Here is a 23,774-nt window from a genome sequence, read left to right on the forward strand (position 1 = left end):
TTTTTCATAAGTTTTTTAATTTTTTTATACATTTCTTTTACAAACATGTATAGTATAATACACCTCTCAAATTCTGTAAAACCATTTTGTTAAAAATTATAAATCTTTTACAATTTTCACATTTTAGATACAATTTTCATGATATAACCGGTCAGGTACGAAGTCTGTCAAATGTATTATAGATATTCAATATTCCATATCCCCATTCACGATTTGGATATTCTCTCGCATAGACATACCCGCTTCCCTCATGTACGATATTCTCGATCGGAGCCTGATCCGTTCCCGGTCGTATCGTTCCACGTATAAAATAATTCCTGATCTGGTTTCCATTAATAAAACGTGTAATATCACGATCTCTTACCCATTGCAGGATCAATGCTGCACAACCGGCACAATGGGCTGCTGCAACCGAAGTCCCGGATCTTCGTACAAATGTGCGTGCTTTTCCCGGTCCATAGACATCCACTCCCGGTGCGACAAAATCAGGCTTGATATCATCTGCTGCCGTATATCCCCTGCTGCCATTCAAATAAAGACTGTTTGAATAATGATCATAGGCACATACGCACATAGGAATAACTGCCGTCGCAGGATTCGTAAGTGTAGTTTCCGGTGATGGACTTACAAATCTGGTATTCTCCGATAAAAATCGTGTGATCGGCAACCATGCATGAAAAGATTTATCGGTATCTCCCACACCATAGACACGTATTCTCCACAGACCGTTCGGCGGATCAAAGAAGCGCATCATGATCAGATCTTCTCCCGACTGATCCTCGACCAGAAAATAATCAACATAGATGATACCTCCACCAAAGATCGGACGTATTGTCTCACTTTTATCAAATCGGGGTGGAATCTGGCTCACATATTCCCCACCCGGAATCTCAAAAGCAACTGAATATATATTAGGAACCGCTCCCCATATCTCAAGGGTAAAGCTGTCATTCCCGGTTACATTGATCTCCATCTCCGTATATAACCGATCTCTCGGTATCATACCATGAAAATGATGCCCTGCGATGCCCTCATTTCCTCCCGCAACAGACACTGCAATTCCGGTCATAATACCAACATTTGCAATCAGGGATTCCAATGCCGATGCTCCTGTATGACTTCCACTGTTCGAACCGACTCCAACCAGTATCGACAGATATTTCTGTTCTATGCTTGCCTGTCTGCATAAAAAAGAGATGCCCATCATAATATCATTTTCCTGATAGGCATCTACATCTTCCGGTACACCATAGAGCCCTCTGAGATTCTGTTTTGCCTGTTTTAATTTGACAATTACAAAATCTGCCTCCGGTGCGACTCCTGTAAAATCATCGGTCTTTCCTCCGGCCGCTATTCCGGCAAGAAAAGTTCCATGTCCGTTCTCATCCTGCAGAACAGAAGTACCATTTCGGATCGCTTCATTTATCTCATCTCCGGTATACACGGTTCCATATCCGGGAAACTCTCCGGTCTGTTCTCCTCCCGGCACGGACTGATCCCATGCAGCAAGAATCCTCGTCTGACCTACCGCATTCTGAAACAACGGGTTCTGTATATCAATTCCGGTATCTATGATTCCGATAATGATATTCTTACCTGTCAATCCCAAAATATTCTCCTGCTGTACATTCACTGCTCCAACAGCCTCTACGCTGCTGGTATCCATCAATCCGTATAACTTGGGAAACAATGTATATTCCAGTCTGGAAAAACTCTCCATATAATCATCCGGTTTCGGACGGTATAACACGGCAAACCGCTCATCTATAAAATTAACACATCCTGTATCTTTATAAATATCCAGAACCGTTTCGGTTTCTCCATTGTATTCAATCAGATAGTCCACATAATCTTCCCGGTAAGCAACATCATCGCATATCATATTTTAGATCCTTTTTCCCTTTATAATAAACATATTCCGAAAAAGGCAAAAATATATTTCCTAGATCACATTTCCCTGTAATTTCTTATCGATCTGCTTCTTTAATATGTCATACTGACATGGTCCGGTCTCTAAAATGATCGTATTGAACTCTTTTACATCAAATGCATCACCGAGCTTCTCCTCAGCATAATCCCGCAGTTCCTTCAACTCATAATATCCGGTTGAATAGCTCTGGTATACCGCAGGATCCCCCACTAATGTATAGTAAAGCTCATCTGCACTACCGGCATCCATGCCCTGTTCCGTCAGGTACTGCTTCGTCTCATCCAATGACCATCCCTCGTAATTAACTCCGAGGTCAATTCTTCCCATGATCAGATAACTCATCTCATCATTCAATTTATACAGATCTGCAATGGCATCTCCATATGACTCTTCTTCATACTGATAATAGTACAGGGAATCATAACATGCATACATCGCCCAGCCCTCTTTATAACCAAGAAAACTCATAAGGGTTCTTACCGGTTCCGGATCTGTAGACATATAATATGCATTCTGAAGCATATGTCCCGGATACCCTTCATGTGCCAGAGTTGTCCACATACCATCTGTATGCATGCCATTGTAACGGATCAGATTGTTATCCGGATCATCAATAGCAGGTGCCATATAATAAGCTAATACATCGTCCATGATTGTTTCCAGACTCTTATCAAGCGGCTCTGCCTGATAATGTATGGTTCCGATATCCGGATAGTTCTCCGATGCGTCCTCCATCATCCGATCGATCATATCAGAAGCAGACATCTCATTTGTAGCTGCAAAGATATCATCATAATTGGATGCAAAATATTCATAAGCATCTTTATTCATGAAATACACCTGATAAATATCTGTCATCAGGTTCTTAAGCTCATTATCTAACATATCGATCACTTCATCCGCACTCTTTGAAGTCCCTGCATATGTCTTCAGCAGATATTCATAATACTCTTTACCCCCTTCATAGTTACAGATCCCCATCCGGTTCTTTCCTGTTCCCTTCAGGTCTGTAAATACAGTTATGATATTCTCAAAAGCAGGAATAAGAGAATTCTGAACAGCCTCTTTGTTCTGCTCTTTGAATTCCGTCTTTTCCTCATCAGACAGAAAATCAAGTCGATCCATATTATCGTTAAATACGGTCACCATAAAATGATCATCTTTATTCTCTATAAAAGTCTGACATTGATTGATTACCTTCTGACAGACTTCATCACTCATAAAATATCCTTTCTCAGATTTTTCTTTTTCAAAATCCAGATATTCCTGAAAATACTCCGGGATCTGCCCCAGTAATTCTATATATCGTTCAACATCACCCTTATCATCAAACCGATAGTCGGTAAACATCGAAGCAATATTCGCCTGAAGTCCTCTCATCGGAGAAAACGGTTCATACAGATATACATTATCATATACACCTGCTGCAACGTCAAAATACTCATCAAGCACATCGTATGTCAGCTTCTGGTCTTCTGTCAGACATGCTCTGTCAATTTTCTCCAGTTCATCTACCCACTTATCAAATTCCGCCTTATCTTCCTTGATTCCTTCTTCGGTCATGCCCGGGTCACCGAGTGTCACCTCCGGCTCCTCGATTCCATAATCTGCACCATTTTTTATAGAATAGTTATAGGTCATTGTATCTTCTGTAACAGCATCTTTAAAATAATCATCCAGATACTGTTCAAATTCCTTCTGCACCTTCTCTGCATTCTCTGAGAAAACTTCCTGTTCCTCCTCAGTTGTTACAGTCTCGGTTGTTCTATCTGTTCCCTGACCGTCCGAGAGATGCTTACGCTCTCCGCTGTCTTCTCCACAAGCAGAAAGTGCCAACGTCATTGATACACATAAAGCAGCTGCCAGAATCTGCCTGCGGCATCTGAGCATTTTTTTCTTAAACATACCTTTCTCCTTTTCAAACCTTTCCCTTTATCTTACCCAAAGATACGCCATTCTATTTATTTTCTGTTGCACAGGCTTCGATCTGCAACGGTTCTACACCACGCAGCTCAATGATCGGGCTGCCTTTACCATTTACATAATCACCTGTTATGATCACACGCCCGATGCTGTCATCTCTCGGGATCTGATACATGATATCTAACATAAATTCTTCAATGATCGCCCGGAGTGCTCTTGCTCCTGTATTCTTCTTCATTGCCTTTTCCGCAATTGCTTCATATGCCGAATCATCAAACTGAAGATCAACTTCATCGAGAGCCAGCAGCTTCTTATACTGCTTTAAGATCGCATTTTTCGGTTCTTTTAAGATTTTAATATACATGTCCTTATCCAATGCATCCAAGGTGAACAGAACCGGAAGTCGTCCGAGGAACTCAGGTATCATACCAAATTCACGGAGATCCTCATTTGTCACCTGTTTTAAGATATTAGGATCCTTATCATACTTGTCCTTTAAGTCTGCACGAAAACCGATCGAGGACTGCTTATTCAATCTTGCTTTAATAATATCTTCGATCGCCGGGAACGCACCTCCACAGATAAATAAAATATTCTTTGTATTCATCGTCGTCATCGGAACCATTGCGTTCTTACTTCCCGAACCTACCGGAACCTCAATCTCTGCTCCTTCTAAGATCTTCAGCAAGCCCTGCTGAACGGATTCTCCGCTTACATCACGGCTGTTACTGTTCTGCTTCTTTGCAATCTTATCAATCTCATCGATGAACACAATTCCCTTTTCAGCCTTTTCTACATCATTATCTGCTGCCGCAAGGAGCTTGGACAGTACACTTTCTACATCATCACCGATATAACCTGCCTCTGTAAGCGTCGTTGCATCCGTAATCGCAAGTGGTACATTTAACAGCTTCGCGATCGTTTTTACGATATAGGTCTTTCCACAACCGGTAGGTCCCACCATCAGCATATTGGACTTTTCAATCTCGATGTCGTCCATAGAATCTGTAAGCACCCGTTTGTAATGGTTATATACCGCAACAGACATTACCTTCTTGGCATATTCCTGACCGATTACATATTCATCTAACATTGCCTTGATCTTATGCGGTGCAGGTATGGTCGCAAGTGACAATTCTACCTCTTTTTTCTTTGGCTTTTCTGTTTTTTTCTTAACCTTCTGCTTTTGCGGAATATCCGTTTGTCCCATAAATCTGGAAAGATCAATATTCCCAAAATTCGGCATATTCGAAAGATCCAGGAACTGCATTCCCCCGAATCCGTTATTATTCATTGTATCCATGGTTTTCTGCATACAATCTGCACAGATATGTATATTACCCGGCATATCGATCATCTTACCGGCCACGCTCTCCGGTCTCCTGCACAGATAACAGTATTTCTCGTATTCATCCTCATGCTTTTCTTCTGTTTTATGATCATCAGACATGGTCTGACCGGTCAGTTCTTTATTCTCATCATCATTTCTATAATCAGACATTTTTATCCTCCACACTTTCGTTTTCTGCCTAAAAAAGCTATCTATATTACATCATATAACTTTGCTACATGATACCACAGATTCCACCTATATGAAAACAGTATTATTTCCGGTAAAGCAGTTAAATTTTTCTAAATAAATTTCATATCATCCGCATCTGTTAATTTAATTAAGTGTAATTGCTCTTATATCTCTTTGTTCCTCTGCTTTTTCTTCAGATAATATACAAAAACTTTCATTATGCCCTACCTGTAGAAATGAAAAAAAGAATATGGTATCATATTCTCAGTTACAAGTATAGAATGGAGGGTTATATATATGAAGAAATTATCAATTATTGTCCGTTCTGAAAAACTGGATGATGTAAAAGCCATTCTGGACGAATGCGGGTCAACCGGTGCTACAGTATCAAATATTATGGGATATGGAAATCAGAAGGGTTATAAAACAACATACCGCGGAAGTGAATATGTGGTCAATCTGATCCCGAAGATCAAGATTGAAACCATCGTCAAGGATGATGTTGCGGACAACATCATCTTTAAGGTATGTGAAAAGATCTCAACCGGAAAAGTAGGCGATGGCAAGATCTTCGTCTATGACGTTGCCGACGTCATCCGTATCCGTACCGGGGAACACGGTGACACCGCCTTATAAAATCTATCCGGCATACAAACAAATCCGCTGTACTATGCCACACTGTTATGAAGCAAACCTTGTCCGAGGCCGGTACTTAAGTTGCGTCTTTTGCAACTTTATGTACCGCTGCACGAGGACTAGAACGGAAGTGTTTTGCGGAATAACAGATGTGGTATAGCACAGCGGATTTGTTTGTAGTCAATTATTATAACCCGCGGGCTTTGCGGACACAGGCTTTCATTGCTTCGATCACGGAGGAACGGAAGCCTTTTTCTTCTAATACGCGGACAGCTTCCATTGTCGTTCCACCCGGGGAGCAGACCTGATCCTTTAATTCACCAGGATGCTTTCCTGTCTCAAGTACCATCTTTGCGCTTCCAAGAACAGACTGTGCCGCGAACTTATATGCCTGCGCTCTTGGCATTCCATCTGCTACTGCCCCGTCTGCCATTGCTTCTATAAGAATATAGATATATGCAGGAGAGCTTCCGCTGACGGATACACAGACATCCATAAGGTTCTCCGGTATCGTCTCTACTTCACCAAAGCTTCCAAGGATCTGAAGAACTGTTGCATAATCTTCATCGGTAACATATTCATTCCGACATGCACCTGTCATGCCCTCGCCTACCAACGCCGGTGTATTCGGCATCGTCCGTACCAGCTTCACATTCTTACCAAAACAATCCTGTAACCATGCAAGAGTCTTGCCGGGTGCGATACTGATAATAATCTGGTTATCGCTTACTGTATCTTTGATCTGTTCGATCACTTCCTGATAATACTGTGGTTTTACCGCCAAAACAACGATATCACTGTTCTTAACGACTTCCGAATTATCCAGCGATACCTTAATGCCCAGTTCTCGCTGAACTCGTTCCAATGTTGTCTTTGTCTTTGCCGAAGCCATGATATTCTCTTCTTCAATAATCTGCTTCTTAATAATTCCTTTTATGATAGCTGTCGCCATATTGCCACATCCGACAAAACCGATCTTCATATGCATATTCTTCCTTTCCTTTTATACAGAAAAAGCAGCATCCTTATGTTAAGAACGCTGCCCTTCAAACTATTTATAGATTAAAGACTGTAAGAACCTGATTCTCCATCAGCTGTATAGTATACCATACCTGTTTCTGGCTGGTAATATACGTTCAATTCCTTAACTGCCTTATTGCCAAGTGCTTCTTTTGCTTTTGCTACAATGTCAGAAACATTGATCTGACCATTGTTATATTCAATGAAAACTGTCTCAGTTGTCTTAACTGCTGCCGGTTTCTTTGCTGCAGGCTTTTTAGCTGCAGGCTTCTTTTCTTCGGCTTTAACTTCTGTTTTTGCCGGTTCAGCTTTAGTTGCTACGGTCTTAGCTGCCGGTGCTTTCTTTGTTGCCGGCTTCTTTTCTTCTTTCACTTCTGCCTTAACCGGCTCAGCCTTTACTGCTGCCTTTGCTTCCTTAGCAGCTTCTGCCTTCTTTGCTGCCTCAGCCTTTGCCATAACTCCTGCTACGGTTGCCTTTGCTGTTACAACTTTCTTTGCATCTTCAGTCTTCTTTGTAGCCATAATTAAAACCCTCCGTTTTAAATCTTATTCTATCATTTTACGTACGCCTAATTTTATTTATGTATATCTTACTCAAGCTAGATTTGATATTACTCCATTTTCCGTGTTTTTTCAATATAGGTGCCTGTTTTTCTACGTTTTGTCTCACATCATGTGTTTTTTTCAAAAATACAAAGTCATATTAAACAATAAAAGCTACCGAATTTTATGAACTTTGGTAGCTTTTATGGTCGTTTTATACAATTTGTATAATTAATTAGTGAGAATTTTGACTATTTCGTTTAATTTCATACTATTGGAGCCTTTTAATAATACAATATCCTCCGGCTTCATGATTGCCATGAGATACAACGCAACCTCTTCATTATCCATAAAGGAGAAGGTCTTTGCATATTTTGTATCACATTCATCTAAAGCTTTCTTGATATCAAGTGCTTTTTCTCCAACCACGATCACTTCATCAATCTTCTTATCTCTAAGATATTCCCCGATCTGTCTGTGATAAGATACACTGTCATCTCCGAGTTCATTCATGTCGGCAAGGACTGCATATTTTTTCCCTTTACAATCCAGATCACAGAGTACATCAATGCTTGCCTTCATCGAATCCGGGCTTGCATTATAAGTATCATCAAGGATCGTATATCGATTCTCCATACGAATGATCCGCTGTCTCTGTCCTTCAAAATGTTCGAAAGCCTTTGCGGCTGTTGCCATCGGAATCCCGAGCTGATATGCAACTGCGATTCCCGCCAGTGCATTCCTTACATTATGTTTTCCCAGTACATCCATAACAACATGAACTGTCTCGCCATTATGCGTACAGTCGAACTCCATACCCTGCTCTCCGCATTGTACATCGGATCCCTGAAAATCACAGACCTCATCGATACCGAAAGTAAGTGTCTGACATGACATATCATCTTTTATCTCCCGCAGTAACGGATCATCACCGTTTAACAGCAATAAGCCATTCTCCTTCATATGATTCACAATAGAAAGCTTCTCGTCTCTGATGTTCTCCTGCGTCTTCATAAATTCTATATGTGCAACACCGATCATTGTCACTACACAGATTGATGGTCTTACGATATCAGATAATATCTCCATCTGTCCCGGTTCACTGATACCCATCTCGATCACCGCTGCATCATATCCGTCTGTCATTCTGGAAAGCGTCATTGGTACACCGATCTGAGAATTCTCATTTCCATTTGTCTGAAAACAATGTCTGCCTGTGCCGACAGCCGCTGCGATCATCTCTCTGGTCGTTGTCTTTCCCACACTTCCGGTCACTCCGATATATGGAATATCATATCGACCGCGGATATCTTTTCCAATCGCCTGAAGCGCTTTCATCGTGTCATCAACACGGATAAATGGTTTCTCCGAAATAACGACATTATCATGCTCTGATGTCAGAGTTGCCGAAGCTCTCTCCATCGCTGGCTCAATAAAACGATGTCCGTCAACTTTATTACCCAACAGAGGAATAAATAAATCTCCCGCCTGTGCTTTTCTTGAATCAATACACAGACCTGTAATCGGTGTATCTTCATCGCCACAGAGCAGGAACCCTCCTGTTGCATTCACAATATCTTTTACTGTAATATTTTTCATTTCCCCTATCTGCCTTTCCAGAACAGTTTCATATTTCATATAAAAGCATGCACTGCATGCAGGCCAGTAGAAAAAGCCTGCGTCCATTTTATCACATATATATGCGAATTTCCAGTATTCTTGTGTACATATTCCCATTTTGAAGAAAGATTAAGGTTCTTCCTCTCTTTTCCAGAAATTCTCCACCTTCTGAGCAAGCCGGTCAAAATTTCCAAATACCGCATCCTGCCATTCCACCGGAAATAACGAGTTATATTCCCCGGTGCCAAATCGTTCGTCCAATAACAGGATCACTCCGGTATCATCTTCTGTCCGGATCACCCGCCCGGCTGACTGGAATACCTTATTAATACCCGGATACAGATACGCATATTTAAAACCGTCAACAGACGAATCCGCATTTGTATCCGTCCTCTTTCCGGTATTGAAATAATCCATCATGATCTTTCTCTCATTGCACACCTGCGGAAGTCCCGGTCCTACTACAACCGATCCGATCAATCTGTCCCCGGTCAGATCGATTCCCTCAGAGAATATACCACCCATGATACAAAAGGCGACTACATTCTTTTGTGATGAGAAATGCTCCAGGAATGCTTCTCTGTCTGCCTCTTTCATATTCTGTTCCTGACACAGCAGTTCCATAACAGAACAATCTTCAGCCGTCATCTGCTCATAGACCTCCCGAAGCATCTTATAGGATGGCAGAAATACCATATAATTGCCGGGATGTACTTTAAACAGATGTCTGATATACTCTGCCACACGTTTATACTCCTTTACCGAACGTCTGGTATATTTCGTAGATACATCCACGCCGACCATGATCTGTCGTTTCTTCTGATCAAACGGAGAAGGAATATAGATAGCCTGATCGGTATCCGTATCGGACAGCATCTCCATGTAATACTTTACCGGCAGGATCGTTGCCGAAAAGAAAACAGTCGATACCCCCTTATCCAGGCAAAGCTTCAGATTATTCGCCGGATGGACGCAATATAACCGCACCATAAATCTGCCATCCGAAGTAAGCTCATCATAGATCACATAGCTTTCATCGATCAGATCCGCAATATTTAAAAATGTCGTAAGTGCAAAATAAAACTCCAGTATCTCCTTACGTTCCGGGATCTGTTTGTAATCTTCTAAAAATGTCTCCATCGTCGTATGAAGCTGCAGCAGCTTCAGATACAGAACCCCGATATCATTTAGAATCTGATATCCATGCTCCGGGCATCGCTTCTTCAATTCCAGAAGCTCCCGGTTGCAGGATTCCAGACCTCGAACAAGCTTCTTACTATATGGCTTTACAAGTTTTTTCACTGCAAGGAAATCTTCTTTATACAAAGTCGCACTGTACATGGATGATGCACGATCCACCAGATTGTGTGCTTCATCCACCAGAAATACATACCGTCCTGTATCATATGCTGTCTGAGAAAAAAACCGTTTCAGATTCACCCTCGGATCAAATACATAATTATAATCTCCAATGATAGTATCTGCGAACAGACTCGCATCCAGACCCAGTTCAAACGGACAGACCCGATACTTTTCCGCATAAGAACGGATAACCTCCCGATCCATTCTTTCCTCTTGCGTGATCATTTCAAATAATGCAGCATTGACACGATCAAAATGTCTCTTTGCATAAGGGCAATGCTCCGCGTCACATTCCATTGTCTCATTCAGACATATCTTCTCTTTGGCAGTCAGCATAACGGAAGAAAACTTCAATCCATGTTTCCGCAGCAATGTAAGTGCCTGATCCGGTACGGTTCCGGCGATCGTCTTGGCCGTCAGATAAAAAATCTTCGATACCAGCCCGGTTGCAAATGCCTTAACGGAAGGAAACATTGCCGCCATCGTTTTACCGATTCCGGTCGGAGCCTGTACAAACAATCTGTGCTCCCCTTCGATCGCCTTATACACACAGGCAGCCATCTGCTTCTGTCCTTTTCTGTATTCATATGGGAATTCCAGTTCTGTAATCGAAGCATCTCTGATTCTTGCATGTGATATGGCATGATCGATCCATTTCATCATCTCATCCACTGTATCATGAAACCATTCCTCAAGAAATGAAAAAGAAAATACATAAAAAAATTGTTTTACCTCTTCACTTTCCAGATTCACATATGTGATCTGTACATTGATCTGATCCAAAGACTGTTCTTTTGCATAAATATAGGCATAGCACATTGCCTGGGCTACATGAACTGTTTCCGGTACTTCGATATCGGCAAGTTTTCTGTACACGCCTTTGATCTCGTCGATCGTAACATCCGCAGGTTCATCCGTTTCCGGCATCTGACCGGTCACTTCGGCAGCATTTGGTTCCATGAGGCTCTCAACTGCTTCCGGATCCGGGCTCTCCGTTTTTTTGAGCAGCAGCCGGTCCCAATATCTGTCCTCTACCCGGATCACCTGCCGCTCGATTTCCTTCTTCTTCCTGCTTCGATTCTTTTCATCTCTCAGATCTATGATCCCATCTGCTCTGCCCTCTATCGTGACATCCAGATCATGAATTCCCTTCTTCATCGTGATCTTTAAAGGAACTTCCGCATCATAATAAGACCCTGCCATTTTCTGAAGCTTTCGATGCATCTTACTTCCCGCATTCATCGCTTCCTTTGACAGAGTCCCATTACTGCTGCTTGTAATATCGCCGCATCTGTATATAAATTCTACCATATGCCTGACCGATACTTTAAATTCCATAATTCTTATTTGTAAACAATGGCTGCTGCCAGCTTCTCTGCTGTCTCCCGATCTGTCAGGATCTCAACCAGTTTCAAACCAAAATCAATAGCTGTTCCCATACCGCGGCTTGTGATCACCTTACCGTCTGTTACTACATTTTCATATGATACTTTCGCACAATGAAGTCCCGCTTCCATTCCCGGATAGCAGGTAGCCTCCTTATCCTTTAAGATGCCAAAGACTCCAAAGGCAGTCGGTGCCGCACAGATCGCTGCAACATATCTTCCTGCTTCATACTGTCCGCATACGAGATTCTTTACCTTCTCATTTGCGATCAGATTTGTCACACCGGGCATACCACCCGGAAGTACGATCATATCTGCATCATCGGTAAGTGCACTGATCTTCTCATCCATCTTTACTGTGATCCCATGTGAACCTGTAACCGTATCCTGATCGTCTGCCGCCACCATAAGGCAGTCAACCTTTGCACGTCTTAACAGATCTACAACGGTTAATGCTTCTACTTCTTCATATCCTGTTTCAAATAACATTCTGACTTTCATCATTCTTCCTCCATTTCTATCTATACTATTCGCCGAGTTTCGACACACCTGTCATAAATGCAAGTCGCTGTTCCTCATTCATACTGCTTAATGCACTGTTATGATACGCTCCATCCATCGATACATCTCTGGTAAACCATGCCGGTGCTGCGAAATTATCTGCATCTTCCTTCGTCTCAAATTCGACTTCTGCATAGATCAGTCCCTGATACAACCCCTCAAAGACATCCAGTTCGATCTTAAGTCCTGCATCCTTTTGCTTATCACCTGTTGTACCCTCTGTATCCGTTAGCGGGATGATATATCTGCGTTTCGTCACCAGATTCCCTTCAACCTTGCCAAGCAGTCGTTTATAATCTGCTTCATTCATCGGAAGCTCGAATTCCTGTCGTTCCAGTAATCCGCTCGACTTTACTGTAAGAATATATTGTTTATCTGCCTTTCGGATACGGATCACCGGGCTGGTCGAGATATACCCCTGCTCCAGTTCCTTATATGGATACGCTTCCAGTGAAAACGGTATCTCTTTTATCAGATATTTTCTTTCAATCTCCATAAAAGCCTCCTTTTATATCAGCACTTTATAACCAGTCCTCCGGTGGTGCCGTTGTTCCCACATGGCTTGCGATTCCCCTGTTTATCATAGAAAATGCCAGGATCAAGGTGATCACAAACATAATAGATGACGGTATAAGAAAATCCAGACAGGTATTTACCGATGTCAGCAGCATCGGCAAGGTCAGTCCGTAAAGACATACACGGAATACATTCCCATAAGATAAACCTGTGTGAAGTCCTTTCGCAAGCGTCCGTGCAACGATCGAAAATACAAGTGCAAGGAAGATCATCCTGATCACACTTCCGAACATCATAGCAATATACATAATGATAATCGCAACATAGAACGCCGGTACTGCGGATGCAAGCTGTTCATTGTTAAATCCATCATAGAATAATTTGTCGAGATCCATCGTCGAGTATTCATACGTCTGTCCGCCGTTTATCATTCCCATGACTACGTTCTCTTTGCCAAATGCGATATACACGCCATTTGTCTTGATATCATCGAGTGTGATCCTGTCATAATCCGTATTCATATAGATTGTTGCATTTCCGATATCGAGTGACATCTCCGCCTCTGCCGTAAGCTTACCATCCTCGATCACAAACTGCGGAACCTTATTCGTGATCAGGTTATTTAACCCTCCCACATGCATTATAAAGGTAATGACACCGATTCCAAACTCGATAAAGGTCAGGATAAAAGCGATCAATATCATAAATCCTACCGTCTTGCTCGCTTTTAACTTCGTCAGATGCTTATAATTTTTCGGGCTGGATACTGCGATAGCTAACTGATCGACCATCGTTACTTTTGAATATTCTTCGTCCATTAGATAATCTCCATTTTTTTCATAGCTTTATAGATTCCGTCTTCTCTGACATCATCCGTTACGAGACGGACTTTCTTCTTCAGATACTCCGGACCTTTTTTCATTATAATACTATTTGGCACATATGCCAACATCGGTTCATCATTACTTCCGTCTCCAAATGCATATGCATTTTCCAATGGCAGGTCAAAATAATCAAGCAGATACCGGATACCGGTTGCCTTCGTATATCCCTTTGGTACGACCTCACAAAAATTTCCCTCTCTCTGGATATACATATAATCTTTTTCCAGATATGTCTTAAACACTTCCAGATACGGAGTGTCAGCATCATACCATGCACAAAATTTATCAAAGATATGATCGTTTGCAGGATCGTCATATTCCATATAGGTGCTAGTTGCCTTAAAATAACTGATTAGTTCTTTTAAATGCTCATTATCGGAAAAAGCAGCGCTTGTAAACACTTTGTCCGCATGTTCATATACGGCATCCATTTTATATTCACGACATTTCCGAATCACACCTGCGCAGACATCATATGGCGTAACGTGATGAAACAATGTCTCACCATTATACACAATATGAGTTCCGCAGCCACAGACAAAACCATCAAAGCCTGCGCTTCTGATTTCTTCCGTTACATTACAAAATACTCTTCCCGTATTGATAAATGCCAGATGTCCGTTCTCTCTTGCCTTTTGTATTGCCTCTTTTGCACTGTCCGGAAAATATCGTTTTCCATCATCCGTGATCAGAGTTCCGTCGATATCAAAAAAAAGAATCTTTCTTGTCTTATTCATGTCTATTTCCTCCGGTTATTACCGCATAAGAACAAAAGCGCTCCACGCAGTATGAATGCATTCAGGGTTCTATGACCTTTTTTGCATCATAAAACCCTGAACATTATTTTATGCTATGCAATTTTTATAACTGCTTCATAAGGTCGATCATCTCAAGTGCGCCCATTGCACAATCATAACCCTTGTTACCTGCCTTTGTTCCGGCACGCTCAATTGCCTGCTCAATGTTCTCCGTTGTTACTACACCGAACATAACAGGGATACCGGATTCAAGTGAAACAGATGCAATTCCCTTGGACACTTCATTGCATACATAATCATAATGGCTGGTTGCTCCGCGGATAACTGCGCCAAGGCAGATCACTGCATCATATTTTCCTGACATAGCCATCTTCTTAGCTACAACCGGAATCTCAAATGCTCCCGGGACCCATGCAACAGATATGTCATCCGGATTTACGCTGTGACGTAATAATGCATCCTCTGCACCGCTTACCAGTTTTGATACGATAAATTCATTAAATCTTGCTGCTACAATACCGATCTTGGCACCATTTGCTACGATCATTCCTTCAATCTTCTTCATTTTATTATCCTCCTGTTATTACGTTCATTATATCATCTTACAGATCAAGTATATGTCCCATCTTTTCTTTCTTTGTCTTCAGATAAAATGCATCGAACTTGCCCGGCTGCATCTGGATCGGTACTCGTTCCACGATCTCAAGATTGTATCCTGACAAACCATATACCTTTAATGGATTGTTCGTAAGCAGTCTCATCTTCCTGACACCAAGGTCAACCAAGATCTGTGTTCCGATCGTATAATCTCTTGCATCCTCAGGGAAGCCAAGCTTCAGATTTGCCTCTACGGTATCTAAGCCCTGATCCTGTAACTGATATGCTTTGATCTTATTGATCAGACCGATTCCACGTCCTTCCTGTCTCATGTACAGAAGCACGCCTCTGCCTTCCTTTGCGATCATCTTCATCGCTGCATCATACTGCTGGCCACAGTCACAACGGGCTGAACCAAGTGCATCTCCGGTCAGACATTCAGAATGAACTCTGCATAATACCGGCTCTCCATCGGTGATATCGCCCTTTACCAGTGCTACATGATGCTCACCATTTAATTTATTGATATATCCATAGATCGTGAACTCACCATATCTGGTCGGCATCTTTGCCTTTGCTACACATTCTACAAATACTTCATGTTCCTTACGGTACTGAACCAGCTTTTCGATCGTGGAGATTTTCAGGTTGTGCTCCTCAGCAAATGCAAGCAGATCGTCCTTTCTTGCCATTGTACCGTCATCCTTCATGATCTCACAGCACAGACCACATGGCTTCAAGCCTGCAAGTCTGCACAGATCGACCGTTGCCTCTGTATGTCCGCCTCTCTCGATCACGCCGCCCGGAACTGCACGTAATGGGAACATATGACCCGGTCTGCGGAAATCCTCCGGCTTTGCATCTTCTTCTACGAACTTTCTGGCTGTAATGCCACGCTCATACGCTGAGATTCCGGTTGTAGTGCTTACATGGTCAACCGACACTGTAAATGCAGTACAATGATTATCTGTATTTGTGATGCACATCTGCGGAAGATTTAACTTCTCCACATAAGAATCATCCATCGGCATACAGATCAGGCCTCTGGCATATTTTGCCATAAAGTTCACATTCTCCGTGGTTGCGAATTCAGATGCGCAAATGACATCTCCTTCGTTCTCTCTGTCTTCATTATCGAGCATAACGACAACCTTACCGGCTGCCAGATCAGCTAATACTTCTTCTATGCTGTTTAATTCCATCTGTCTTTACCTCCATAGGAATATTTATTTTATAAGAATCCATTCTCTGCCAGGAAATTCATATCTACTTTTTTTCCTGTATCCGATTCTTCTTTGTCTTTAAAATGAAGCAGCTTATCTACATATTTGCCGATCACATCATTTTCCAGATTGACCACTGCTCCGGTCTGCCTGCGGATCAGCGTTGTCTCCTCTGCCGTATGTGGAATGATCGAAACCTTAAAGCAGCGGTCATCGACATAAGCAACCGTCAGGCTGATTCCATCGATCGCGATCGATCCCTTCTCGATGATATACTTTAACAGCTTTTTATCACATGTTACTGTCACCCAGATCGCATTTTCTTCTCCGGTGTAATCTGTGATCACCCCGGTTCCGTCGATATGCCCGGATACGATATGTCCGCCAAATCTTCCATCTGCCGCCATCGCACGCTCCAGATTCACCTTGCTGCCGGAGCTTAAGGTACCCAGATTGCTTCTTCTTATCGTCTCTGCCATCACATCTGCCGTAAACAAATGCCCCGACATTCCTGTGATCGTCAGGCATACCCCATTGACAGCTATGCTGTCACCGATCTTACTTCCTTGCAGAACCTTGTCAGCCTCTATGGTCAGGCGACCGGAGGATGTGCCTTTTTCTATCTTCTTTATCGTGCCTGTCTCTTCCACAATGCCTGTGAACATGACTGCCTCCTTTTCGGGGACGTTTTTTTGCAAACAGTCATTTCGTCACCCCATTGACTCTTGTTCCGCAAAACGCTTGCGCTCTATTTTCATGTAACGGTACTAAACTCACTGCCCTTTGCAGTTCGTTAAGAACCGACATGAAAAAAGGTTTACTGCACAAGATCAATGGAGTAACGAACTGATTGTTTAAAAAAACATCAACCTGATTAATTAACAACTTACTTGCTGAATTTCTTCTTTTAACATATTAAGTTTCCATATAACTTAACATAAAAAAGCCGGAGACTATGTCTCCGGCGGGTTGTTTGTTATGAAATGTTGGTGCAGATTCTACGCATGCTGATACCTGTTATCTGCATTCTTCTTTCATCCAGACTTTACTGTCGGCTTTGGATTCTCACCAAATCATGCCTTACGGCTCGCGGGCTCACATAAATTACTATGTACACCGCCGGTGGGGAAACGAACCCCGCCCTGAAGACTTCAACATGGTTATATTGGCACAGTTTGTTATGTTTGTCAAGCTGTTATCTGAAAATACTGAAGCATGATGTCTGCTCCAAACCTCTGAACGGAACCAAGCTCAAACGGATAGGCTTCTTCCGGTGATTCTACTCCCATACCACCGACCGGTGTATAACCTGCACTTCCTCCAAAGATCTTCGGTGCTATATAGACATCGACCTCTTTTACGATACCTGCTTTTAATGCACTTTCATTTAAGGTTCCGCCACCTTCAAGCAGAATTCCGTCTATGTTTCTTGCGCCGAGCTGTCTCATCAGTTCCTGCAGATCCACATGACCATCCACATTCTCCGTCTCGATGATCTCAACGCCTGCCCCGATCAGCTTCTGCTTCTTATCTGTCTGATCCTCTGACTGTATGGTTGCAAGAATCGTCGGTACTTCAGACGCTGTTCTTACGATCTGTGAATCCATAGGAATCCGAAGTCTGCTGTCGCAAATAATACGGACCGGATTTCTGCCTCCTGCTCTCCTACAGGTAAGTGCCGGATCATCTTTTATCACGGTCTCGCTTCCAACCATGATACCTGTAAGTGCATTTCTCTGCTCCATCACATGGGCTCTTGCTTCTTCGCCGGTGATCCATTTACTCTTTCCACTGTAGGTTGCGATCTTACCATCCATAGTCATTGCATATTTCATTACGACATATGGTGTCTTATTTACAATATAATGGAAAAATATTGGATTAAGGCTGTCACATTCTTCTTTTAATACATGTGTGATAACTTCAATCCCTGCATCCCGTAGTATCTGATATCCCTTTCCAGATACAAGCGCATTTGGGTCATCCGATCCGACATAGACTCTGCTGATCTTATGCTCGATGATCGCATTCACGCACGGAGGCTGTTTGCCATAGTGGCAGCATGGCTCCAGCGTCACATACATTTCCGCTCCCGCTGCGTCCTCTGTCAGATGTGCAAATGCATCCCTCTCCGCATGAAGCTCTCCGTATCTTCTGTGATATCCCTCTCCAATAATCCGCCCATCCTTTACGATCACTGCTCCGACCAGCGGATTTGGATTTACCGCTCCGATTCCTTTTTTTGCCAATTCGATGGCTCTCCTCATATATGTTTCCTGCATACTGTCTAACCTCGTATTCCTTATCTGATCATTATCTGCTTCTTATTTACTTCCTGTATACTTCTTGACAAATCTGTTTTACACTATTTATAATTTCACTATCTTATACTATTGGAGTTTAACATGTTTCAGAAATTTTATCCATCAGAATATTATACATCAACCTATGTCATTGACTTTGCCGAATATTATAAAAAAGGCTATCGTGGCATCTTATTTGACATTGACAATACCCTTGTTCCCCATAATGCTCCGGCAACAAAGGAAGCAATCAGACTTATCCACCGGTTAAAAGAGATTGGATTTGGTATCTGTCTGGTATCCAACAACAAAGAGCCAAGAGTTGCGGAATTCAACAAGCCTTTGGATGTAAAGTACATCTATAAAGCCGGGAAGCCAAAACGCTCCGGCTACCAGAAAGCCATGCAGCTTCTCGGCACCGATACTACAAATACTCTCTTTGTCGGAGACCAGTTGTTTACAGATCTCTGGGGCGCAAATAACACCGGTATCACTTCACTGTTAGTGCAGCCAATCGATAAAAAAGAGGAGATCCAGATTATCCTGAAGCGGATTCCTGAAAAGTGGATCTTACATTCCTACCTGAAAAAGCATCAGATTGTACGGTAAATCAGGCAGGCTTCCTTCTAAATATGTATCTATATAAAATGAGAGCTGATACTACTTATTATTACACAAGTCGCTTTCGCTCTACCTTCGACGTAACGGTACATAAGGTTGCAAAATACGCAACCTAAGTACCGACGCTCAGGTAGGCTTGTTCCATAATAATAGTATCAGCTCTCATTTTTATTTACACAATTAATTTGTAGCATAATAAATATTATACTAACATATCCATGTTCAGACGTTTGATTACCTGGAAGGATTTTGCACGAAGCTCTTCTGCATCAAACTGTGACAGCATGGTATCTTTGTCCCACTTTGTCTTCATCAGTGCATTTAACAGATCTTCGATATACGCCTTTACATATTTTACGTTTTCTTCTGACTTGTCTTTCAGAAGAACTACGATGTTATCGATTGCTTCAATCACACCGGACTCCTGCTGCTTTACAGGTGACTGACCTGATTCATCAGATAACTCGATAACCTTACCTGTCTTGGTAATGATTACCTTCTTATTCGGAGAGCTTGCAGCCTTCGAAGTTCCCTTCTTGTCAAGCATTCTGTGAATTACTTTTACAAGACATGCAACGGCATAAGTAGCTTCTTCTGCAGTCGGCTTCTCAAGTCCCTTATCATTATGCTGATTCCATAACCATTCGGACTTGCATAACATCTCTTCCACGGAAGCATCACGTAATAATCTTGCAAGGTCAGCATCTGCAGCTGAGCCTTTGTTCTTTCCAAAGAATCCGCCACCGGAAGTCTGAGTCTCCTGACCATATTTTGCAGGTAAAACAATCTTATTATAAGTTTCCTGTAAATATCTCTTTGCAGTATTCAAATCATATCCCGAACTGATGATCTGTATCTTACCACCACCAAGTCCGTTTACAACCATGTCCTCGGCAGCCATGAATAACAGATGCTTCTGTCTGTCATCGATCATCTTCTTGATCTCATAATTAGTCTTGCTCTTTTCAAGGATTGAATTCTTACGAACCTTGAATGCTTTAATCTTTTCTTTTACACTGAAGAACTGCTTCAGAAGGTTAGGATTTGCATTCACATAATTGTTGATCCATGTTAATTCAATGTACTGATGCTCTATCTTATTTGAAATCTCATATACATTGTAACCATCAAATACTACGTTTAATGTTGTATAGAGAAGTTCAAGCATCTCATACTTCTCTTCCCATGAACGAGATGACATATCCTGATTTACAATGGCCTTGATACCGCATTCATAGAAAACGAGGTTATATTCATATAATCCTTCAAAGATATTGGTCTTACCATTTAACTGAGAACCGGTTCCGAGAGTCTGAAGATTCTTCTTCATCTCAGGTTCGTCTTCGATATACTTGTATACCTTCTTGATAAAGCCTGCGACTTCTGTAAGAAGGGTGTCAATTCTCTTATTGTAGATCTCCTGCTTGGAGATAGCTGATACAACGCTTCTGGACAACACGCTTGTACTCTGTGCACTGTTACAGTTACGGATCAGTTCCTTGAAGTTCTCGTATACCGCAAGATTATCAATAGGGATATATTCTGCATTCAAGCCATAGAACTCAAATGCTTTTGCATAATTCTTATCATTGATATATGCATTAAATAAGCCAATGCTGAACTGGATCTTGTAATCATTCCCAACATGTGGGTCTTCTACTACATAATCAAAAAGTACTTCCAGATTATTGATATATGCATCTGACTTTGCTGTTGAAAGCGGAAGTCCCATCTCCATAACAACATTGATCAGATCCAGATATCCCATAACCGCCTTATCAAAATTCTTAGGTCTGTCATCGTCCTCTAAGATCTGATAGCTTACATTGATAAGTAATGGGGCGATACGCTCCCCGATCAGGCGCATAGCCTCCGAGAACTTCTCTGTCTGATATAAGTAGATCAACCAGATACTGTATCTGTAAATGCCGGTTGCACTGATAGGTGCATCAATATCAGCCGGATCAATATCACCATATATGAATTTGAACAATGGCTCTATCCATTCTTCGATCTCATAACGACCGGTCGCTTTAATGTTAAAATCAACAAACTCAGCCAGCTCGTATAACTTTGTACACTGAGCCTTTACCTCGTCATCAACCATCATGGATGATAAATCAAAATTACTGTCTTTCAGATAATCGATAACAAGTGCATAAAATCCGTCCTCAACCTGTTCATTCAAAAATCTGATCAATAATCCTTTATTATTGGATGCTGCTATGGATAGAACATTATTATCATTGTCCGATGCAATGTTAGCTGGTAGCATATTCTATTCCTCCTTTTTTGTCTATTCTTTGTATGCTTTCGATAAAATCACTTTCATATTTATAACTATATCACAAAACATTTTACTGTTCAATGAATTTTTGGTAATTTCTACAAATCAGCATTGTGCATAATTGCTGAAAATTCAAATCACATGAATCAAAAAACGTTTTGTCAGTATTTACTAATCAAGTCCTGCCATATGAAGGATCGCCATTGCATTTGTCGTCGTACATCTGCCATCCTTCTTCTTATAATCAAATCGCAGCTGATCACCTTCGTAGTATTCTTCAAAATGATAATTTACCGCCGGCACACCGGCTTCATTTTTCAGGTCACATAATTCAAAATCATGGGTAGACACGATTGTCATAGAATTATCATCCGATAACTTTTTAATAACCTGAGACGCTCCCACGATACGATCTGCCGAATTGGTTCCTTTGAATATCTCATCGATCAGGCATAACATCGGCATATCATTTTTCTTATACTCTACCATGGATTTGATCCGAAGGATCTCTGCATAGAACGTGGATATACCATTACTGACATCATCTGTTACTCTCATCGATGTAAAAATCTTCATGTAATCCGCGTGCATATTCTCCGCACATACAGGTGCGCCTGCATATGCAAGGATCAGATTGATTCCAAGAGTACGCAGGAATGTCGTCTTACCTGACATATTCGATCCTGTGATGATAGTCGTTCCGCCCTTAAATGCTGCACCATTTGGAACTACCTTTGACGGATCGATCAGCGGATGACGCATATTCTCTGCCGTTACCTCTACTTTATCGCGTCTTGTCACCTCAGGATATGATACATCTCTGGTCCGTGCGAGTGCCGCAAATGATAACAGTTCTTCCATTCTTGAGATTGCATGGATCCAGTCTTTCACCTGACTTCCATACCGATCTCTCCACTTATCCATCATAAAGCCCAGATGAAAATCCCATAAAAGCAGACCGCAGAGAACCTGATGGATGATCGGATTATAGCGGATATTAAATGCCGAACTGATCCGCTCCAGCTTCTTTACAGCGTTTAAAGCACCTGTATCCTCTGAGATCGTATTCTTTATATCCTTTAACAGCTCTGAATCAAAATTCTCATCCGATATCTGTTCAAACATTTTAATATAATCATCGATCACATAACCGAATGAGATCATCGGCATAACAGCCTGACCTGCCACTCCCGAAGTGATCCATGCAAATAACAAAACAACAAAAAATGAAATCAGGGAATATCCGAGATTTACTTTTCCCATGATGCCAAGGATCAGTAAAACGATCGTCACAAGAGGAAGCAGGAAACGAAGTATATTAAATATTCCTGATATATGTTCATCGCTGGTACAATAAGCAACAAATTCATCAGATGAATATTTTTTCTTCTTACCCATTCCGGACTTCACACATAAGGTTTCAAATCCCATTGAAAAATCATGCTTCTCTGTCAGTTCTCTTACAGCATCCTGTCGTTTCTTTCTGTCTTCTGATGCAAATTCCGGCTGTCTGAGCGTCTCCGCAAGTAGCTGTCTGCCATCCTCCGTTCCTGCTACGCAGATAAACTGATAGAGCGAATTTTTACCCATAATATCCAGATCCTTTGCGACCAGATCTTCATCGGTCAGATACTCTGATCCGTCTTCTTCAAATTCTTTCCAGCTGTCATCGTAACGTTTCAGATAACGTTCATATACTATTACCTTTGCCTTGTTATATTCCAGCTGTTCATTTAATTTGCCATGCTTAAATACTAAGAATACAAAGGCCACCACCGCAAGAATTCCTGCTATAAGAAATGGTATATTGGAATCATATAAACCAACGATCAATCCGCCTGCCATCACCAAAAACATCAGAAAACGAATCGTACCGATGCCGGAATAACGGCTTTCCAATTCTTTCTGTTTCTTTTTTAATTCTTCCAATTCTGTATTAAAACGTTCCATACCGCGTCCCCCTTTGCTCTCTGTCATTTCTATCTCTCCTTGATCCTGTCTTCTTAATTTCTTTTGATCAGCTTTAATCCGATCATCACATTTATCTTTCATATACGTTGTATATCTTTGAAAACTATAGCAT

19 protein-coding genes and 1 riboswitch are annotated in these 23,774 nt (G+C 41.7%); of the genes, 2 read left to right on the plus strand and 17 right to left on the minus strand.

All coding sequences use genetic code 11. The annotated features are described in order from the left end of the window. Positions 1–151 precede the first annotated feature (151 nt). From GT641_RS04215 to clpX, 3 genes are read right to left on the minus strand one after another with little or no spacing between them, the layout of a single operon-like run. Entirely contained in the window at positions 152–1,882 is a 1,731-nt protein-coding gene (locus GT641_RS04215; protein WP_008402928.1) for a S8 family peptidase, read from the minus strand. A gap of 60 nt (positions 1,883–1,942) precedes the next feature. Next, a complete protein-coding gene (locus GT641_RS04220) occupies positions 1,943–3,835 on the minus strand; it encodes a DUF885 domain-containing protein (protein WP_119962698.1) in 1,893 nt (630 codons plus the stop codon). 52 nt (positions 3,836–3,887) lie between these two features. Beyond that, on the minus strand, positions 3,888–5,303 hold the full coding sequence (gene clpX, locus GT641_RS04225) for an ATP-dependent Clp protease ATP-binding subunit ClpX (RefSeq protein ID WP_347562847.1): 1,416 nt from the start codon (positions 5,301–5,303) through the stop codon (positions 3,888–3,890). A gap of 369 nt (positions 5,304–5,672) precedes the next feature. Between clpX and GT641_RS04230 the strand changes: the two genes are divergently transcribed. Beyond that, on the plus strand, positions 5,673–6,011 hold the full coding sequence (locus GT641_RS04230; RefSeq protein ID WP_008402931.1) for a P-II family nitrogen regulator: 339 nt from the start codon (positions 5,673–5,675) through the stop codon (positions 6,009–6,011). A gap of 187 nt (positions 6,012–6,198) precedes the next feature. Here GT641_RS04230 and proC read toward each other — a convergent pair whose 3' ends face one another. The 12 genes from proC to ribD all read right to left on the minus strand — a co-directional run bounded on the left by proC (position 6,199) and on the right by ribD (position 18,762). Then, positions 6,199–6,993: a pyrroline-5-carboxylate reductase gene (gene proC, locus GT641_RS04235; protein WP_192919798.1), complete on the minus strand. Its 795-nt coding sequence runs from the start codon at positions 6,991–6,993 to the stop codon at positions 6,199–6,201. Between the two features lie 80 nt (positions 6,994–7,073). Then, entirely contained in the window at positions 7,074–7,553 is a 480-nt protein-coding gene (locus GT641_RS04240) for a DUF6465 family protein (protein WP_119962700.1), read from the minus strand. 252 nt (positions 7,554–7,805) lie between these two features. Then, positions 7,806–9,173, minus strand: a complete 1,368-nt coding sequence (gene murF / locus GT641_RS04245; RefSeq protein WP_044946221.1) for a UDP-N-acetylmuramoyl-tripeptide--D-alanyl-D-alanine ligase — start codon at positions 9,171–9,173, stop codon at positions 7,806–7,808. Between the two features lie 150 nt (positions 9,174–9,323). After that, positions 9,324–11,867 (minus strand): helicase C-terminal domain-containing protein, encoded by a 2,544-nt coding sequence (locus tag GT641_RS04250; RefSeq protein ID WP_243143690.1) that lies wholly within the window; start codon positions 11,865–11,867, stop codon positions 9,324–9,326. A gap of 32 nt (positions 11,868–11,899) precedes the next feature. Beyond that, the gene (locus tag GT641_RS04255) at positions 11,900–12,445 is read right to left on the minus strand and encodes a DJ-1 family glyoxalase III (RefSeq protein ID WP_008402936.1); all 546 of its coding nucleotides are present in this window, start codon (positions 12,443–12,445) and stop codon (positions 11,900–11,902) included. Between the two features lie 22 nt (positions 12,446–12,467). Next, positions 12,468–12,998: a CYTH domain-containing protein gene (locus GT641_RS04260; protein WP_161116903.1), complete on the minus strand. Its 531-nt coding sequence runs from the start codon at positions 12,996–12,998 to the stop codon at positions 12,468–12,470. Between the two features lie 25 nt (positions 12,999–13,023). Continuing rightward, positions 13,024–13,836 (minus strand): DUF1189 domain-containing protein, encoded by an 813-nt coding sequence (locus GT641_RS04265; RefSeq protein WP_161116904.1) that lies wholly within the window; start codon positions 13,834–13,836, stop codon positions 13,024–13,026. Then, entirely contained in the window at positions 13,836–14,639 is an 804-nt protein-coding gene (locus GT641_RS04270; RefSeq protein WP_161116905.1) for an HAD family hydrolase, read from the minus strand. The genes GT641_RS04265 and GT641_RS04270 overlap by 1 nt, the downstream gene beginning before the upstream one ends. Positions 14,640–14,763: 124 nt before the next feature. Next, positions 14,764–15,225, minus strand: a complete 462-nt coding sequence (ribE, locus tag GT641_RS04275; protein ID WP_008402941.1) for a 6,7-dimethyl-8-ribityllumazine synthase — start codon at positions 15,223–15,225, stop codon at positions 14,764–14,766. A gap of 37 nt (positions 15,226–15,262) precedes the next feature. Then, positions 15,263–16,459, minus strand: coding sequence for a bifunctional 3,4-dihydroxy-2-butanone-4-phosphate synthase/GTP cyclohydrolase II (locus GT641_RS04280; RefSeq protein WP_008402942.1), 1,197 nt, complete (start codon positions 16,457–16,459; stop codon positions 15,263–15,265). A 29-nt stretch (positions 16,460–16,488) separates the two neighbouring features. Continuing rightward, positions 16,489–17,145 (minus strand): riboflavin synthase, encoded by a 657-nt coding sequence (locus tag GT641_RS04285; protein ID WP_119962705.1) that lies wholly within the window; start codon positions 17,143–17,145, stop codon positions 16,489–16,491. Between the two features lie 357 nt (positions 17,146–17,502). Further along, a riboswitch (FMN riboswitch) is annotated at positions 17,503–17,634 on the minus strand. A 33-nt stretch (positions 17,635–17,667) separates the two neighbouring features. Next, entirely contained in the window at positions 17,668–18,762 is a 1,095-nt protein-coding gene (ribD, locus tag GT641_RS04290; RefSeq protein ID WP_161116906.1) for a bifunctional diaminohydroxyphosphoribosylaminopyrimidine deaminase/5-amino-6-(5-phosphoribosylamino)uracil reductase RibD, read from the minus strand. 123 nt (positions 18,763–18,885) lie between these two features. On the opposite strand from ribD, the gene GT641_RS04295 reads away from it, so the two are divergent. Beyond that, positions 18,886–19,392, plus strand: coding sequence for a YqeG family HAD IIIA-type phosphatase (locus GT641_RS04295; RefSeq protein ID WP_008402948.1), 507 nt, complete (start codon positions 18,886–18,888; stop codon positions 19,390–19,392). Between the two features lie 214 nt (positions 19,393–19,606). On the opposite strand, the gene GT641_RS04300 is transcribed toward GT641_RS04295, so the two are convergent. Together GT641_RS04300 and GT641_RS04305 are read right to left on the minus strand one after the other, a co-directional pair. Continuing rightward, the gene (locus GT641_RS04300) at positions 19,607–21,679 is read right to left on the minus strand and encodes a hypothetical protein (RefSeq protein ID WP_008402949.1); all 2,073 of its coding nucleotides are present in this window, start codon (positions 21,677–21,679) and stop codon (positions 19,607–19,609) included. Positions 21,680–21,862: 183 nt separating this feature from the next. Then, positions 21,863–23,668, minus strand: a complete 1,806-nt coding sequence (locus GT641_RS04305) for a DNA mismatch repair protein MutS (protein ID WP_243143691.1) — start codon at positions 23,666–23,668, stop codon at positions 21,863–21,865. Positions 23,669–23,774 lie beyond the last annotated feature (106 nt).

The sequence above is a fragment of the Clostridium sp. BIOML-A1 genome (assembly GCF_009874105.1).
GTDB lineage: Bacteria > Bacillota > Clostridia > Lachnospirales > Lachnospiraceae > Coprococcus.